This is a genomic window from Yersinia sp. SCPM-O-B-9106 (C-191), from assembly GCF_026183365.1.
Classification (GTDB): domain Bacteria; phylum Pseudomonadota; class Gammaproteobacteria; order Enterobacterales; family Enterobacteriaceae; genus Yersinia; species Yersinia rochesterensis.
Window position 1 is genome coordinate 1,614,105 of the sequence record NZ_CP110791.1, and the last position, 13,871, is coordinate 1,627,975.

Below are 13,871 nucleotides of genomic sequence, written 5' to 3' on the forward strand. Positions count from 1 at the left end.
CTTTGGCGTTGCGCAGTCAACACAGTTGCAACGCCAAAGACGCAGGGTATTGTGCTGGCATCAAACCCGTTAACTCCTTATAATTGGCGCGATCGAAGCACTTAGCGTGCTTTGTCTCCCCTCACACTTCGTAATCAGGTCTTTAATTTTATGACTGACAAAGCACACCAGTGCGTCATTATCGGGATAGCGGGTGCCTCAGCCTCCGGAAAAAGTCTTATCGCCAGTACGCTGTATCGTGAATTGCGTGAACAGGTTGGTGACCAACATATTGGCGTCATTCCTGAGGATGGTTATTACAAAGACCAAAGTCACCTGTCAATGGAAGAGCGGGTCAAAACTAACTATGACCATCCCAGCGCCATGGACCACAATTTATTGTTGGAACATCTGCAATCACTGAAAGCAGGCAAGCCGATTGAACTGCCGCTTTACAGTTATACTGAGCACACGCGTAAAAAAGAAACCGTCCATTTAGAACCGAAAAAAGTGATTATTTTGGAAGGGATCTTACTGTTGACTGACATTCGTCTGCGCCAGGAAATGAACTTTTCTATCTTTGTCGACACCCCTTTGGATATCTGTTTGATGCGCCGTATGAAGCGTGATGTTAATGAACGTGGCCGTTCCATGGACTCCGTCATGGCTCAATATCAGAAAACAGTGCGCCCAATGTTCCTGCAGTTTATCGAGCCTTCCAAGCAATATGCTGACATTATCGTTCCGCGCGGCGGCAAAAACCGTATTGCGATCGATATTCTAAAAGCGAAAATTAGCCAGTTCTTTGAGTAATGTTCGTCTGGATCTTTGCTTCTTAATATGGCAGCTTTCATAGTATGCAAGCTGTAACATGCGAATTTTGATGGAGATTTTAGCAATGAGACTGTGCGACCGTGACATAGAAGCTTGGCTGGACAGCGGTAAATTGGGGATTGACCCCCGCCCGCCAGTAGAACGTATTAATGGTGCGACAGTCGATGTCCGCTTAGGGAATAAATTTCGTGTCTTCCTCGGGCATACTGCGGGTTTTATTGACTTAAGCGGCCCGAAAGATGAAGTCAGCGCAGCGCTGGAACGGGTCATGAGTGATGAAATCATTCTGCCTGAAGGAGAAGCATTCTTCCTGCATCCCGGTGAGTTGGCGCTGGCGGTTACACTGGAATCAGTGACTATTCCCGATGATTTGGTCGGCTGGCTTGATGGCCGCTCTTCCTTGGCCCGCCTTGGATTGATGGTGCATGTGACCGCCCACAGGATAGATCCCGGCTGGCAAGGTAGGATTGTGCTGGAGTTCTATAATTCAGGTAAGCTGCCATTGGCACTGCGCCCTGGCATGCTGATTGGTGCGCTGAGTTTTGAGCCACTCTCAGGCCCCGCTGCCCGCCCTTATAATAGCCGTCAGGATGCCAAATATCGTGGCCAACAAGGTGCTGTAGCCAGCCGTATTGATAAAGATTAGTCCTTTTCTCGCTGAGATTTTCGCCTGATAAGGCTTGTAGCTTGATAAGACTTTTAACTTGATAAGACCTTTAGCTTAATAAGACAAGAGGATGTCATGAGACGATTACTAACGACGTTGATTATCCTGCTGGTTGTGCTGGTGGCAGGAATGAGCGCATTGGTATTGCTAGTAAATCCTAATGACTTTCGTGCTTATATGGTCAAACAGGTTGAAAGAAAAAGTGGCTATCATCTGCAACTGGACGGTGATTTACGTTGGCATGTCTGGCCTCAACTTAGCATCATTGCGGGTCGGACTGCGTTAACGGCCCCCGGTGCTGCTGCGCCGGTAGTCAGTGCTGAAAATATGCGCCTGGATGTTAAGCTCTGGCCACTGTTATCGCATCAGCTTGATGTTAAACAGGTCATGCTAAAAGGTGCGGTTATCCGTTTAACGCCGGATAGTGAGGCACAGCAGGAACCAGGGGCGCCGGTTGCGCCAGCGGGTAATGCACCTCTTGATGAACATCGCGCCTGGAAACTCGATATCAATAAAGTCCAGGTTGCTGACAGTCTGCTAATTTGGCAACGGTCAGATAATGATCAAGTGAATGTTCGCGATATTAATCTTGAACTTAGCCAAGACCCTCAACGACAAGTCCATATAACACTCGACAGCCGTGTTAACCGCAATCAGCGGGATGTCACTTTCTCCTTGGTTGCCGACGCCGATATGCGCCATTATCCACAGCAGTTCAGCGCGAATATCAGCCAATTTACCTATAAATTGGAAGGTGCAGATATTCCTGTCGGTGGTGTGAGCGGCGAGGGGACATTAGAAGCCAGTTATCAACGCGATATTCAGCAATTGTTGCTCAATAAACTGAGTTTCAAGGCAAATAATAACCAACTGACAGGCAGTGCCAAAGCGACTTTTGGCCCAGTTCCTGAGTATGTTATTAATTTGGCTGCTGATAATCTCAACTTGGATTCCATTTTCGGTTGGCAACCCAAGAGCACCGCCGACACTAAAGCCACGGCCAAAGCGGCGACGGTAACCGCACCAGTTATTGCTATTCAAGTCGATGATGATGTTGGGCAGGATTTACAGGCATTCCGTGATTTTTCGGCGCAAATGACACTGACTGCGAATAATGTGGTTTATCGTGCAATAAAAGTCAGCCAATTTAATTTACAAGCATCAAACCAACAAGGTGATGTCCAGATTAGCCGTTTAACGGGCAGCGCTTTGGGCGGTGATTTTTCACTGCCGGGTTCACTGGATGTCACGGGCAAGAAAATCCTCACCGCGATTAATCCGGTGATAAACCATATGGAATTAGGGCCGGTATTAGCGGCAGCAGATTTACCGCAGATGATGACCGGTAAATTCTCCATGAAAGCGCAGTTGTCCGGCGATGGCATTAATGTTAAGGCATTCACTCATCGTTGGAAGGGGGATGCGCAGTTCAGCATGAATGATGCAAGGTTAGAGGGGCTGAATATTCAGAAACTCATTCAGCAGGCGGTCACTCGTAGTTCCAATGATGTTAAAGCTCAAGACCGCGATGAGCGCTATACCGCGGTTAAACAGCTGCAAGCAAATTTGACTCTGAACAAAGGGCGGATGAATGTCAGCAATCTGGTTGCAGACTCTACTTTGATTGCGATTAAAGGCAGCGGAGAACTCAATCTACCGGCGAAGCAAGCTGACATGAATCTGTCAGTACGTGTGATGCAAGGTTGGAGCGGGCAAGATAGCTTGGTCAAAATGCTGCAAAATACGGACATTCCACTGCGTATTTATGGTCCATGGGCTCAACTCAGCTATCAACTGAATGTTGAGCAGCTTTTGCGGAATGAATTACAACAGCGGGCTAAAAAAGCACTCAGTGATTGGGCTGAACGTACTCAGCAGAGCCGCGGAAGTAAGGATCTTAAGAAGCTGATTGATAAGCTTTAAAAAAGGGCGCCATCTTCGATAGCAATGATAGTTATCGGAGGTGGTGGTCTGACTTTGTTATTCTTCAGTTATAATATTGTTCTCCAATGTCGCCTTTCTAAACATAAAATCCTCTCTCTTGCTCACAAACTAACATTTGTTTCTAAAATCTCTGCGAATCATTGATAGATGTCATAAACTCGCCCATGGACTTTGGGCAGAGTGCAGAGCAATTTCCGTGTCTTAACAACAATAATGATTTACACCCCAAGTAATTAGCGGGCCACTAGCGGTGCGGTGGTGTTGAAAGCGCAGGGTATTCAGCAACAGGCGATTTTTCGGTAAGAGAGGGTATATGTTAGATCTTTTGATTGGGGTTGTAGTGGCCATTGGTGTTGGCCGTTATATTATTAAAGGCTATTCAGCCACCGGCGTGCTCATGGTCGGCGGTTTATTGTTATTAACTATCAGTGCCCTGATGGGCAAAAACGTGTTACCCGCCAGTGCGACGCCAACCGGTTGGCGGGCGACAGACATTGTTGAGTACGTCAAAATCTTGCTGATGAGCCGTGGTGGCGACCTCGGTATGATGATCATGATGTTATGTGGCTTTGCCGCGTATATGACCCACATTGGCGCGAATGATGTGGTGGTTAAGATTGCATCCAAACCACTACAAATGATCAACTCCCCGTATTTATTGATGGTCGCGGCCTATATTGTGGCCTGTTTGATGTCTTTGGCGGTGTCATCGGCAACCGGGTTGGGCGTATTATTGATGGCGACATTGTTCCCAGTGATGGTTAACGTGGGTATCAGTCGGGGGGCTGCTGCCGCAATTTGTGCATCACCCGCAGCTATCATTCTGGCCCCCACCTCTGGCGATGTTGTGCTGGCAGCAAAAGCCTCTGAAATGCCGCTGGTCGATTTTGCTTTTAAAACCACATTACCCATCTCCATTGCGGCGATTGTCTGCATGGCTATTGCTCACTTTTTCTGGCAGCGTTATCTGGATAGCAAAAGCCAGGAAAAGCATGAAATGATGGATGTTAATGACATCACGACCAATGCCCCGAGTTTTTACGCCATTTTACCTTTCACACCTATTATTGGTGTGCTGATATTTGATGGCAAATGGGGGCCGGAACTACACATCATTACGGTATTGGTCATCTGTATGCTGATTGCTGCAGTGATTGAGTTCTTGCGCAGTTTCAATGCAAAAACGGTCTTTACCGGACTCGAGGTTGCTTATCGGGGGATGGCTGATGCATTCGCGACAGTGGTCATGCTGTTAGTTGCTGCTGGGGTATTTGCGCAGGGTTTGAGTACCGTTGGTTTTATCAGCGGGCTGATTGGATTGGCACAATCATTCGGCACAGGTGGCATTATTATGATGCTGGTATTGGTCACTATCACCATGCTGGCGGCGATGACGACCGGCTCAGGTAATGCGCCATTCTATGCATTTGTTGAATTGATCCCGAAACTGGCAGGACAAATGGGAATTAACCCGGCTTATCTGGTGATCCCAATGCTACAAGCTTCAAATTTGGGGCGTACATTGTCCCCGGTTTCTGGCGTGGTAGTTGCGGTGGCGGGGATGGCAAAAATCTCACCTTTCGAAGTAGTGAAACGCACCTCAGTTCCGGTATTAGTTGGGCTAGTGGTGGTGATTGTCGCTACTGAAATTCTGGTTCCTGTGCACTTATAACATCTAAAAATTGTCATAAAAAGCACAAATAATGATAAAAAAACCGGGTAGCAATAAGCAACCCGGTTCTATTTTTATCATTCACATGGCCAATTTCTGCGGCCTAAATATTACGCTACCCACTAATTACACTTCATAATCAGGATCCGGAACCTTCAGTGGCGTTATCTTCACCTTTAAGATGCGGTGACTGCTCACCTCAAGAGGTTCGAACAGATAGTCACCAATTTTCAGTTGCTCACCGACCTGAGGGATCCGCTGGGTATACTCCATCAATAATCCAGCCAATGTATGATATTCACGTTTGTCATCAATCGGCAGTGGTAGATAGAGCACCAAATCTTCCAACGGCATATAGCCATTGGCTATCCAGCAGCCATCATCGGTTTGCTGAATATCATGACGGGCATCTAATTCCTCACCTGCAACAGGCAGATTACCTGCAATGGTTTCCATCACATCGGTCAGCGTCACCACCCCTTCGATAGAGCCGAATTCATCCACCACGAAGGCAAAATGGGTCTGTGCCTGGCGGAATTGTTCAAGCGCCATCAGCAAAGAGACTTGCTCAGGGAAAATTAAAGGCTGACGAATCAATGCTCGCAAGTCGAGTTTTTCATTGGTTAATTGTTGCTTCAACAAATCAATGACATGAATAACGCCGAGCGGTTCATCTGTTGAACTATCTTCGGTGACGACAATTCGGGTATGCATATTCTTCGTCAGCAACTGAGTCAATTTTTCTGGCGGATCATTCAAGTCGAGATACTCAACATCATGGCGTGAGGTCATGATGCTACTCACCGTCCGCTGTGCCAGCCCTAACACCCGCTCAATCATCCGGCGTTCTTGTTGGTTGAACACCTCTTGACCCACCCGAGTATTATCAGCAATCAGATTAGCTGTATGGTTATCCAATTCAGCTTCTTCATGCTTGCCACTGAGCATACGCAGCACCGCTTCTGCTGTCCTTTCACGTAAAGGACGGACAGTCGATAGGAAGCGGCGGCGGTTGAATTGTGCAAACTGATTCAGTGATTCAATAATGACTGAGAAACCAATAGCCGCATACAGATAACCTTTCGGAATACGGTAACCAAAGCCTTCAGCCACTAAACTGAAACCTATCATCAGCAAGAAGCTCAAACAGAGAATGACAATCGTTGGATGCGCATTCACGAAGCGAGTCAATGGCTTACTGGCTAATAGCATCAGGCCAATTGCAATACAGACCGCAGCCATCATGACCGCCAGATGATCGACCATGCCGACGGCGGTAATCACCGAATCGAGGGAGAAAATAGCATCCAACACCACGATCTGTGCCACGACAGGCCAAAAACGAGCGCCTTTGCGCTGCTGATTTTGTTGATGATCCTTACCTTCAAGGCGCTCATTGAGCTCCATGGTGGCTTTGAATAACAAGAATATCCCACCGATTAGCATGATCAAGTCACGAGCGCTGAATGGATGCCCAGAAAGTGTGACAAATGGCGCAGTTAATGTCGCTAACCAAGAGATACTCGCCAATAACACCAAGCGCATCAGCAGTGCGCACAACAGCCCTGTTACTCTCGCTTTATCTCGTAAATGACGGGGTAGCTTCTCCGCCAAAATAGCAATAAATATTAGATTATCAATACCCAATACAATTTCGAGCACAACCAGCGTTGCTAGCCCCGCCCAAATAGTAGGATCTGCGATCCATTCCATATATCTAACTTCACCTTTTATTTCTACGAATTATGACACTAAAACGAATAATGGGCTTATAAGATCAAATTTTCAAATTTAATATAAGAAATAGCTGATATTCATGACAAGAAATACAAACGTAAAAAGGAAATCAATGAAGATAACGTAATGAAATAATTACGCTAATTTATAATTAGCGTGTCAACCAGATAAAGAGAGCTAACAGAATTCTCCTAGTTAAATTTAATATTCTATACTGGATAATCAGTAGAAATCATGATGAGTGTAAAGCACCTATCCTGTCAAAAGTAGAACATGCCTTTATCAAAGAAAATTTAGACTTTTAGGGTTCTTGCCGTATCCCAAACGCCTGCGCCGTTGAAGGTTTTGTCAATGATTTACCCTTTTACTCTGAGTTTTCTGACCTGAGAAGTGTTGGTCAGTTGGAATACAGAGTGACACTCACGACAACGAAAACGGTTCTAGTTTTTAGGATTCTACCCATGGCGATAAACCAGAGCTGGATCATAACAGAAACAATAAATATTGCGTGGCCAGAGTAAACCTCAAAGGCCACATTATACATCGGATTTAACCGATTGGAGTTATCTTCTAATGAAGATAAAACAGCACTTTTAACACTTTGCTGTGCTGTGATTTTCCTCGTTCATTGACGTTTGAAGCTTTTGGTATTGCTTTATTAGAAGGTGCGATGCATGACAAACCTTTAATTTCAAGTGAAATAGAAACTAAGACAACATTTATTAATACCGGTCAATAGATAGGATTGCTTGTACCGCCATCAGATCCAAAAGCATTAAGAGCAGCGATGGATAACTTATGGAGTAATATTTGAGCTATCTGAAAAATTAGGACGTAATTCAAGAACACGTTATTTAGAATATTTTATTTCTGAGAAAATAGTGTCTGGTTATATTGTTCTCAATAATGAAATTATTGATAGATAATATTTCATTACATAATTTTATAAATTTTTTTTGATAATGCAATGTTAATTCAGTCTGTCTGATGATTGACAAAAATGAGGTGTTTACAGGTATTTTAAGAATGTAATCAGAAAAATTCTGATGTAAACTTTGATGCGAGTAGATGGATAAGGGATAATCCCAGTTTATTTCGCCAAGTGTACAGAATTAATCCAACCAGATTTAACTGTTTAAAGTTGAAGAGGTCATAGCAATGAAGTGTTTGAAAGCCGTTATTCCTGTTGCCGGGCTTGGCACCCGCATGTTGCCAGCGACGAAGGCGATTCCGAAAGAAATGCTGCCAGTGGTTGATAAGCCTCTGATTCAATATATCGTAGATGAATGTGTTGCCGCCGGAGTCAAAGAGATCGTGCTGGTAAGCCATTCGTCCAAAAATGCGATAGAAAACCATTTTGATACCTCATTTGAATTGGAGGCGGCACTGGAGTCACGGGTTAAGCGGCAGTTATTAAAAGAGATTAAAAATATTTGCCCGCCCGATGTCACCATTATGCAAGTGCGCCAGGGCCATGCCAAAGGACTGGGGCACGCAGTACTTTGTGCTCAACCGATGGTGGGCGATAACCCATTTATTGTGCTGCTGCCAGATGTACTACTTGACGATTCAACAGCTGATTTGTCTAAAGAGAATCTTGCCAGTATGATTCAGCGCTTTGAGAAAACTGGGCATAGCCAAATCATGGTCGAGCCGGTGCCTCAAGCGGACGTTTCCAAGTACGGTATTGCTGATTGTGGCCATGTTGATTTAAAACCAGGTGAAAGCACCCTGATGACAGCTGTAGTAGAGAAGCCTTCTGTAGCTGATGCGCCTTCTAATCTTGCTGTGGTTGGGCGCTATGTGTTGTCTAAAGATATTTGGCCATTACTGAAAAAAACTCCGCGCGGTGCTGGCGATGAAATTCAGCTTACTGATGCCATTGCGATGTTAATGGAGCAAGAACCGGTTGAAGCTTTCCATATGACGGGTAAATCTCACGATTGCGGCGACAAATTAGGCTATATGAAAGCCTTTGTCACTTATGGCGTTCGCCATAACACCGAAGGTGAAAATTTTACTGCTTGGCTGAAAAAACAAATCGATTAATATCGGTTTAGTGCCAGAATAGAGAATGATTTTAAATTTGCATTAAAAATCAGTAGGTTAATTATGACCAAATTGAAAGCAGTAATCCCTGTGGCCGGTTTAGGCATGAGAATGCTTCCCGCCACCAAAGCTATCCCCAAGGAAATGCTACCTATTGTCGATAAGCCATTAATCCAATATGTAGTTAATGAGTGTGTTGCTGCCGGTATTAAAGAAATTATTTTAATAACTCATTCGTCAAAGAATGCGGTAGAAAATCATTTTGATACTTCTTATGAGCTAGAGGCCATGCTGGAGGCGCGTGTTAAGCGCCAATTATTGGAAGAAGTGCAATCTATCTGCCCGCCGGGAGTGACGATTATGCACCTTCGCCAAGGGCATGCAGAAGGATTAGGCCATGCAGTATTATGTGCCAAACCCCTGGTAGGGAATGAACCATTCGCGGTGTTGTTGCCGGATGTGCTGATTGATGACGCAATGTCGGATTTAACCCGAGATAATCTGGCTCAATTGGTTAAACGTTTCGAAGAAACCGGCAACAGCCAAGTATTAGTACATTCGGTTGAACCAGAGGCTTTATCAAACTACTCGGTCATTTCGTGTGAAAAAGCTGATTTGGAACCTGGTGAAAGTAGCCGTATTAAGGCCATGGTTGAAAAACCGCAAAGCCCAGTTGACTTACAATCAAATCTTTCTGCTGTGGGGCGCTATGTCCTGTCTGCAGATATTTGGCCACTGTTGGAACAAACCAAGCCCGGAGCTTGGGGGCGTATTCAACTGACAGATGCTATTGATGCTCTGGCTGAAGTTAAATCAGTAGAAGCTGTTGGATTAACTGGTAAGTCTTATAACTGTGGTGAGAAACTCGGTTATATGCAGGCATATGTTGCTTACGGTTTACGTCATCCAAAGCAAGGCGCTGAGTTTAAGGCCTGGTTGAAAGAATTTCTGGCGTAAGCCAATGCAGCGATATATGAAAAGCAATCTTGGTGATTGCTTTTTTTTTCTACAAATCAGCATGATAAATTAAATCACATTCACTGTTCACTTTGATAAAGCAAACGTGTGCGAACAGCAACTAGTCAGTTGTGCTATCTATCGCACCAATCACTACCCAGCGGACATAATCCTGAGTTAACATGTTTCCCACATCAAAAACCTGTTGGCTTCAAGGCCGATAACAGGTGTCATCTCTTCAGACAGGAGTTTTTTAATGTCCAAACAACAGATCGGCGTTGTCGGTATGGCAGTGATGGGCCGTAACTTGGCGCTCAATATCGAAAGCCGCGGCTATTCCGTCTCTATCTTTAACCGTTCATCAGACAAAACCGATGAAGTAGTTGCTGAGAATCCAGGTAAAAATCTGGTGCCGAGTTACACCGTTGAAGAGTTTGTTGATTCACTAGAAAAGCCGCGCCGTATCCTGCTGATGGTGAAAGCGGGTGAAGCCACTGATAAAACGATTGCTTCACTGACGCCGCACTTGGATAAAGGCGACATTCTGATTGATGGTGGTAATACTTACTACAAAGACACCATCCGTCGTAATCGCGAACTTTCTGCACAAGGTTTTAACTTTATCGGTACTGGTGTTTCCGGTGGCGAAGAGGGGGCATTGAAAGGCCCATCCATCATGCCTGGTGGTCAGAAAGAAGCCTACGAGTTAGTTGCTCCTATTCTTGAGAAAATTGCTGCTCGTGCTGATGATGGCGATGCTTGTGTTGCGTATATTGGTGCAGACGGTGCGGGCCATTACGTTAAAATGGTTCACAATGGCATTGAATACGGTGACATGCAGTTGATCGCTGAAGCTTATTCTCTGTTGAAACAGTCTTTGGGCTTGAGCAACGAAGAGTTAGCAAGCACCTTTGCTGAGTGGAACAAAGGTGAACTGAACAGCTATCTAATTGATATTACTAAAGACATCTTTACCAAGAAAGATGAAGAAGGTAAATATCTGGTTGACGTCATTCTGGACGAAGCAGCAAATAAAGGTACCGGTAAATGGACCAGCCAAAGTTCTCTGGACTTAGGTGAGCCATTAACATTGATCACTGAGTCTGTGTTTGCTCGTTATTTGTCTTCCCTGAAAGATCAGCGTGTTGCGGCATCTAAAGTGCTCACTGGCCCGACAGTGAAGCCTTTCACTGGTGATAAAGCTGAGTTCATTGAGAAAATTCGTCGCGCATTGTATCTGGGTAAAATAGTTTCTTACGCGCAAGGTTTCTCTCAGTTGAAAGCGGCTTCCGAAGAAAATAACTGGAATCTGCATTACGGCGAGATTGCCAAGATTTTCCGTGCTGGTTGTATTATTCGTGCTCAGTTCCTGCAAAAAATCACTGACGCGTACGCAGAAAATGCGGATATCGCAAACCTGCTGTTGGCACCTTACTTCAAGCAAATTGCTGATGAATATCAGCAAGCGTTGCGTGATGTTGTGTCTTATGCGGTTCAAAACGGTATCCCAACACCAACATTCTCTGCGGCGATTAACTATTATGACAGCTACCGTTCAGCCGTACTGCCAGCTAACTTGATTCAGGCGCAGCGCGACTATTTCGGCGCACATACATATAAGCGTACAGATAAAGAAGGCGTGTTCCACACCGAGTGGATGGAATAATCTATTTAACGGCTACTGCGCTTTGCCATTATGGGATTGTGCAGTGCTCGGACTCCTCACGTACTTCGTGTACGCTCCGGGTCACTCCACGCTGGGCGCCCCCAGACTGCCTTTGCTCGCTACGCCTTGAATAGGTTTGCTATTAAGACAAACTTAGAAAGAACAGACAGTCGCTGATTTTAAAAGTTTGCCTTAATAAAAACGCCCTCGATGCTGAGTCGAGGGCGTTTTTTTGCCAGTAAGAGAACCAATAAGAAAATTACTTCTCGTGGCGTTCGCGCAGGCGGCCAATGACTTTGCTTAGATCTAAATCCTGATCTTGTAATAAAACCAGCAAGTGATACATCAAATCCGATGCTTCATTTGTCAGTTCTTCACGATCATTCACCGTGGCAGCAAGGGCGGTTTCCACTCCTTCTTCCCCCACTTTTTGCGCGATACGCTTGGTGCCGCTGGCATACAGTTTTGCGGTGTAAGAACTGTCTGGATCTGCTGACTTACGTGATGCCAACAACTGCTCGAGTTGATATAGGAAACCCCAATCGCTGGCCGCTGGGGCGAAGCAACTGTTATTACCTAAATGGCAGGTTGGGCCGATAGGATTGACCAGAATCAGCAGGGTATCATTATCGCAGTCAGGGTAGATATTCACTACATTCAGGAAATGGCCGGAGCTTTCGCCTTTGGTCCATAAGCGCTGTTTAGTGCGAGAGAAGAAAGTGACTTTGCCGGTTTCTTCTGTCACTGCCAGCGCTTCTTTATTCATATACCCCATCATCAGAACTTCGCCGGATACGGCATGCTGAACGATGGCTGGCATCAGATTGTCGACTTTGTCCCAATCCAGTTGGTTAATTTGTTGTTCGCTTAACACACTCTTATCTCCACACCTTGTTCAGACAAATACTTTTTCAATTCGCCGATATTAATGATTTGCTTATGGAATACGGAGGCTGCTAGCGCACCATCGACATCTGCATCACGGAATGCTTCCAGAAAGTGTTCTGGTGTTCCGGCACCGCCAGAGGCGATTAACGGGACATTGCAGAGAGTTCGCATCTGTTTCAATTGGCGCAAATCATAACCGTTACGCACGCCATCTTGATTCATCATATTTAGCACAATCTCACCGGCCCCACGTAATTGAACTTCTTTTATCCAATCCTCGGTTTGCCAGGTGGTGGCTTTGGTCCGTTTTTCATCGCCGGTAAATTGATAAACTTGGTAACTGTCACTTTCTGCGTCATACCAAGTATCAATGCCCACCACAATGCATTGTACGCCATAGCGGTCGGCCAAGCGGGTAATTAACGTCGGATCAGCCAGTGCTGGTGAGTTGATGGAGATTTTGTCCGCACCGAAGGTTAGGATTTGACCGGCATCTTCCACACTCTTAATTCCACCTGCAACGCAGAATGGAATATCAATCACTTCCGCAACCCGTGATACCCAGCTTTTGTCGACCACTCGGCCATCAGAGGAGGCCGTGATATCGTAAAATACCAACTCATCAGCGCCTTCTTGTGCATAGCGTTGTGCCAGCGGCACGATATCACCAATGATTTCATGATTGCGGAACTGGACGCCTTTAACCACTTGGCCGTCTTTCACATCCAGACAAGGAATTATACGTTTTGCCAGCATGCAATCGCCTCCTTCACGTTAAATTTGCCGTCCAAGAGCGCGCGGCCCACGATCACGCCTTGTACACCACTGCCGCGCAAACGAGCAATATCATCCAGACAACCAATGCCACCGGAGGCCTGGAATGCCACTTGCGGGTAACGCTGGCACACTTCCTGATACAGCTCAACATTTGAGCCACTTAAGGTGCCATCGCGTGAGATGTCTGTACAGAGCACATGTTTTAGGCCGAAAGGTAGGTATTGTTCGACAATTTGCTCTAACGTGGCATCAGAATTCTCCTGCCAACCGCTGATTGCGACTTCTTTGCGGCCTGCATCATTGATACGCACGTCCAGCGCTAGCACAATGGCCTCGGCACCATAGCGTTCAAACCATTGCTGTACCATTTCCGGTTGTTTAACCGCGGTTGAACCCACAACAACGCGTGTTGCGCCAGCTTCCAGTAGTGCGACGACATCTTGCTCATTACGGATACCGCCGCCAACTTGCACCGGCACATCAACACCGGCCAGTAACTCACGTAATAATGGGATTTGGCGGGCTGCGGGGTCTTTAGCGCCAGTCAGATCAACCAAATGCAATACTTGAGCACCTTGCTGCTGATAATCCTGTAAGCGCGGTAACGGGTGATTGCCATAATCACGCTGTTGACCGTAATCGCCTTGATGCAAACGCACCACCTTGCCTTCGATCAAATCCAAAGCGGGAATAATCATGGT

At 45.8% G+C, this 13,871-nt stretch carries 11 protein-coding genes and 1 pseudogene; 7 read left to right on the top strand and 5 right to left on the bottom strand.

Annotated elements, in window-relative coordinates:
* Positions 1-150 precede the first annotated feature (150 nt).
* From udk to dcuC, 4 genes are all read left to right on the top strand, one after another.
* Positions 151-792 (top strand): uridine kinase, encoded by a 642-nt coding sequence (gene udk, locus OP863_RS07405; protein WP_005162352.1) that lies wholly within the window; start codon positions 151-153, stop codon positions 790-792.
* Between the two features lie 85 nt (positions 793-877).
* On the top strand, positions 878-1,459 hold the full coding sequence (gene dcd, locus OP863_RS07410) for a dCTP deaminase (protein WP_005168320.1): 582 nt from the start codon (positions 878-880) through the stop codon (positions 1,457-1,459).
* Between the two features lie 96 nt (positions 1,460-1,555).
* Positions 1,556-3,403: an outer membrane assembly protein AsmA gene (gene asmA, locus OP863_RS07415; RefSeq protein WP_145588818.1), complete on the top strand. Its 1,848-nt coding sequence runs from the start codon at positions 1,556-1,558 to the stop codon at positions 3,401-3,403.
* Between the two features lie 334 nt (positions 3,404-3,737).
* Positions 3,738-5,096, top strand: a complete 1,359-nt coding sequence (gene dcuC, locus OP863_RS07420; RefSeq protein ID WP_145592056.1) for an anaerobic C4-dicarboxylate transporter DcuC — start codon at positions 3,738-3,740, stop codon at positions 5,094-5,096.
* 126 nt (positions 5,097-5,222) lie between these two features.
* Here dcuC and OP863_RS07425 read toward each other — a convergent pair whose 3' ends face one another.
* Both OP863_RS07425 and OP863_RS07430 read right to left on the bottom strand, forming a co-directional pair.
* On the bottom strand, positions 5,223-6,809 hold the full coding sequence (locus OP863_RS07425) for a TerC family protein (RefSeq protein WP_038634279.1): 1,587 nt from the start codon (positions 6,807-6,809) through the stop codon (positions 5,223-5,225).
* A gap of 320 nt (positions 6,810-7,129) precedes the next feature.
* Positions 7,130-7,336: pseudogene (locus OP863_RS07430) on the bottom strand (IS1-like element transposase); the annotation flags it as partial.
* Positions 7,337-7,991: 655 nt separating this feature from the next.
* Here OP863_RS07430 and galU (OP863_RS07435) point away from each other — a divergent pair.
* The 3 genes from galU (OP863_RS07435) to gndA all read left to right on the top strand — a co-directional run bounded on the left by galU (OP863_RS07435) (position 7,992) and on the right by gndA (position 11,505).
* Positions 7,992-8,882, top strand: a complete 891-nt coding sequence (gene galU / locus OP863_RS07435) for a UTP--glucose-1-phosphate uridylyltransferase GalU (protein ID WP_038634276.1) — start codon at positions 7,992-7,994, stop codon at positions 8,880-8,882.
* Between the two features lie 63 nt (positions 8,883-8,945).
* Complete coding sequence (gene galU / locus OP863_RS07440; protein WP_145587786.1) at positions 8,946-9,839, top strand: UTP--glucose-1-phosphate uridylyltransferase GalU; 894 nt, start codon at positions 8,946-8,948, stop codon at positions 9,837-9,839.
* Positions 9,840-10,095: 256 nt separating this feature from the next.
* Complete coding sequence (gene gndA, locus OP863_RS07445; protein ID WP_038634269.1) at positions 10,096-11,505, top strand: NADP-dependent phosphogluconate dehydrogenase; 1,410 nt, start codon at positions 10,096-10,098, stop codon at positions 11,503-11,505.
* Between the two features lie 259 nt (positions 11,506-11,764).
* Here the strand turns inward: gndA and hisIE are convergent, their stop codons facing one another.
* The 3 genes from hisIE to hisA are packed head-to-tail and all read right to left on the bottom strand — an operon-like array spanning position 11,765 to position 13,868.
* Positions 11,765-12,379: a bifunctional phosphoribosyl-AMP cyclohydrolase/phosphoribosyl-ATP diphosphatase HisIE gene (hisIE, locus tag OP863_RS07450; RefSeq protein ID WP_145509777.1), complete on the bottom strand. Its 615-nt coding sequence runs from the start codon at positions 12,377-12,379 to the stop codon at positions 11,765-11,767.
* Positions 12,373-13,149, bottom strand: a complete 777-nt coding sequence (gene hisF / locus OP863_RS07455) for an imidazole glycerol phosphate synthase subunit HisF (RefSeq protein WP_038634263.1) — start codon at positions 13,147-13,149, stop codon at positions 12,373-12,375. Before hisF ends, hisIE begins: the two co-directional genes overlap by 7 nt.
* Positions 13,131-13,868, bottom strand: a complete 738-nt coding sequence (hisA, locus tag OP863_RS07460) for a 1-(5-phosphoribosyl)-5-[(5-phosphoribosylamino)methylideneamino]imidazole-4-carboxamide isomerase (RefSeq protein WP_038634260.1) — start codon at positions 13,866-13,868, stop codon at positions 13,131-13,133. Before hisA ends, hisF begins: the two co-directional genes overlap by 19 nt.
* Positions 13,869-13,871: the final 3 nt, after the last annotated feature.

What these genes read in the sequence shown, in the direction of transcription:
- udk (WP_005162352.1), top strand. Translation starts at nt 151, where the DNA reads ATGACTGACAAAGCACACCAGTGCGTCATTATCGGGATAGCGGGTGCC.
- dcd (WP_005168320.1), top strand. Translation starts at nt 878, where the DNA reads ATGAGACTGTGCGACCGTGACATAGAAGCTTGGCTGGACAGCGGTAAA.
- asmA (WP_145588818.1), top strand. Translation starts at nt 1,556, where the DNA reads ATGAGACGATTACTAACGACGTTGATTATCCTGCTGGTTGTGCTGGTG.
- dcuC (WP_145592056.1), top strand. Translation starts at nt 3,738, where the DNA reads ATGTTAGATCTTTTGATTGGGGTTGTAGTGGCCATTGGTGTTGGCCGT.
- OP863_RS07425 (WP_038634279.1), bottom strand. Translation starts at nt 6,809, where the DNA reads ATGGAATGGATCGCAGATCCTACTATTTGGGCGGGGCTAGCAACGCTG.
- galU (WP_038634276.1), top strand. Translation starts at nt 7,992, where the DNA reads ATGAAGTGTTTGAAAGCCGTTATTCCTGTTGCCGGGCTTGGCACCCGC.
- galU (WP_145587786.1), top strand. Translation starts at nt 8,946, where the DNA reads ATGACCAAATTGAAAGCAGTAATCCCTGTGGCCGGTTTAGGCATGAGA.
- gndA (WP_038634269.1), top strand. Translation starts at nt 10,096, where the DNA reads ATGTCCAAACAACAGATCGGCGTTGTCGGTATGGCAGTGATGGGCCGT.
- hisF (WP_038634263.1), bottom strand. Translation starts at nt 13,149, where the DNA reads ATGCTGGCAAAACGTATAATTCCTTGTCTGGATGTGAAAGACGGCCAA.
- hisA (WP_038634260.1), bottom strand. Translation starts at nt 13,868, where the DNA reads ATGATTATTCCCGCTTTGGATTTGATCGAAGGCAAGGTGGTGCGTTTG.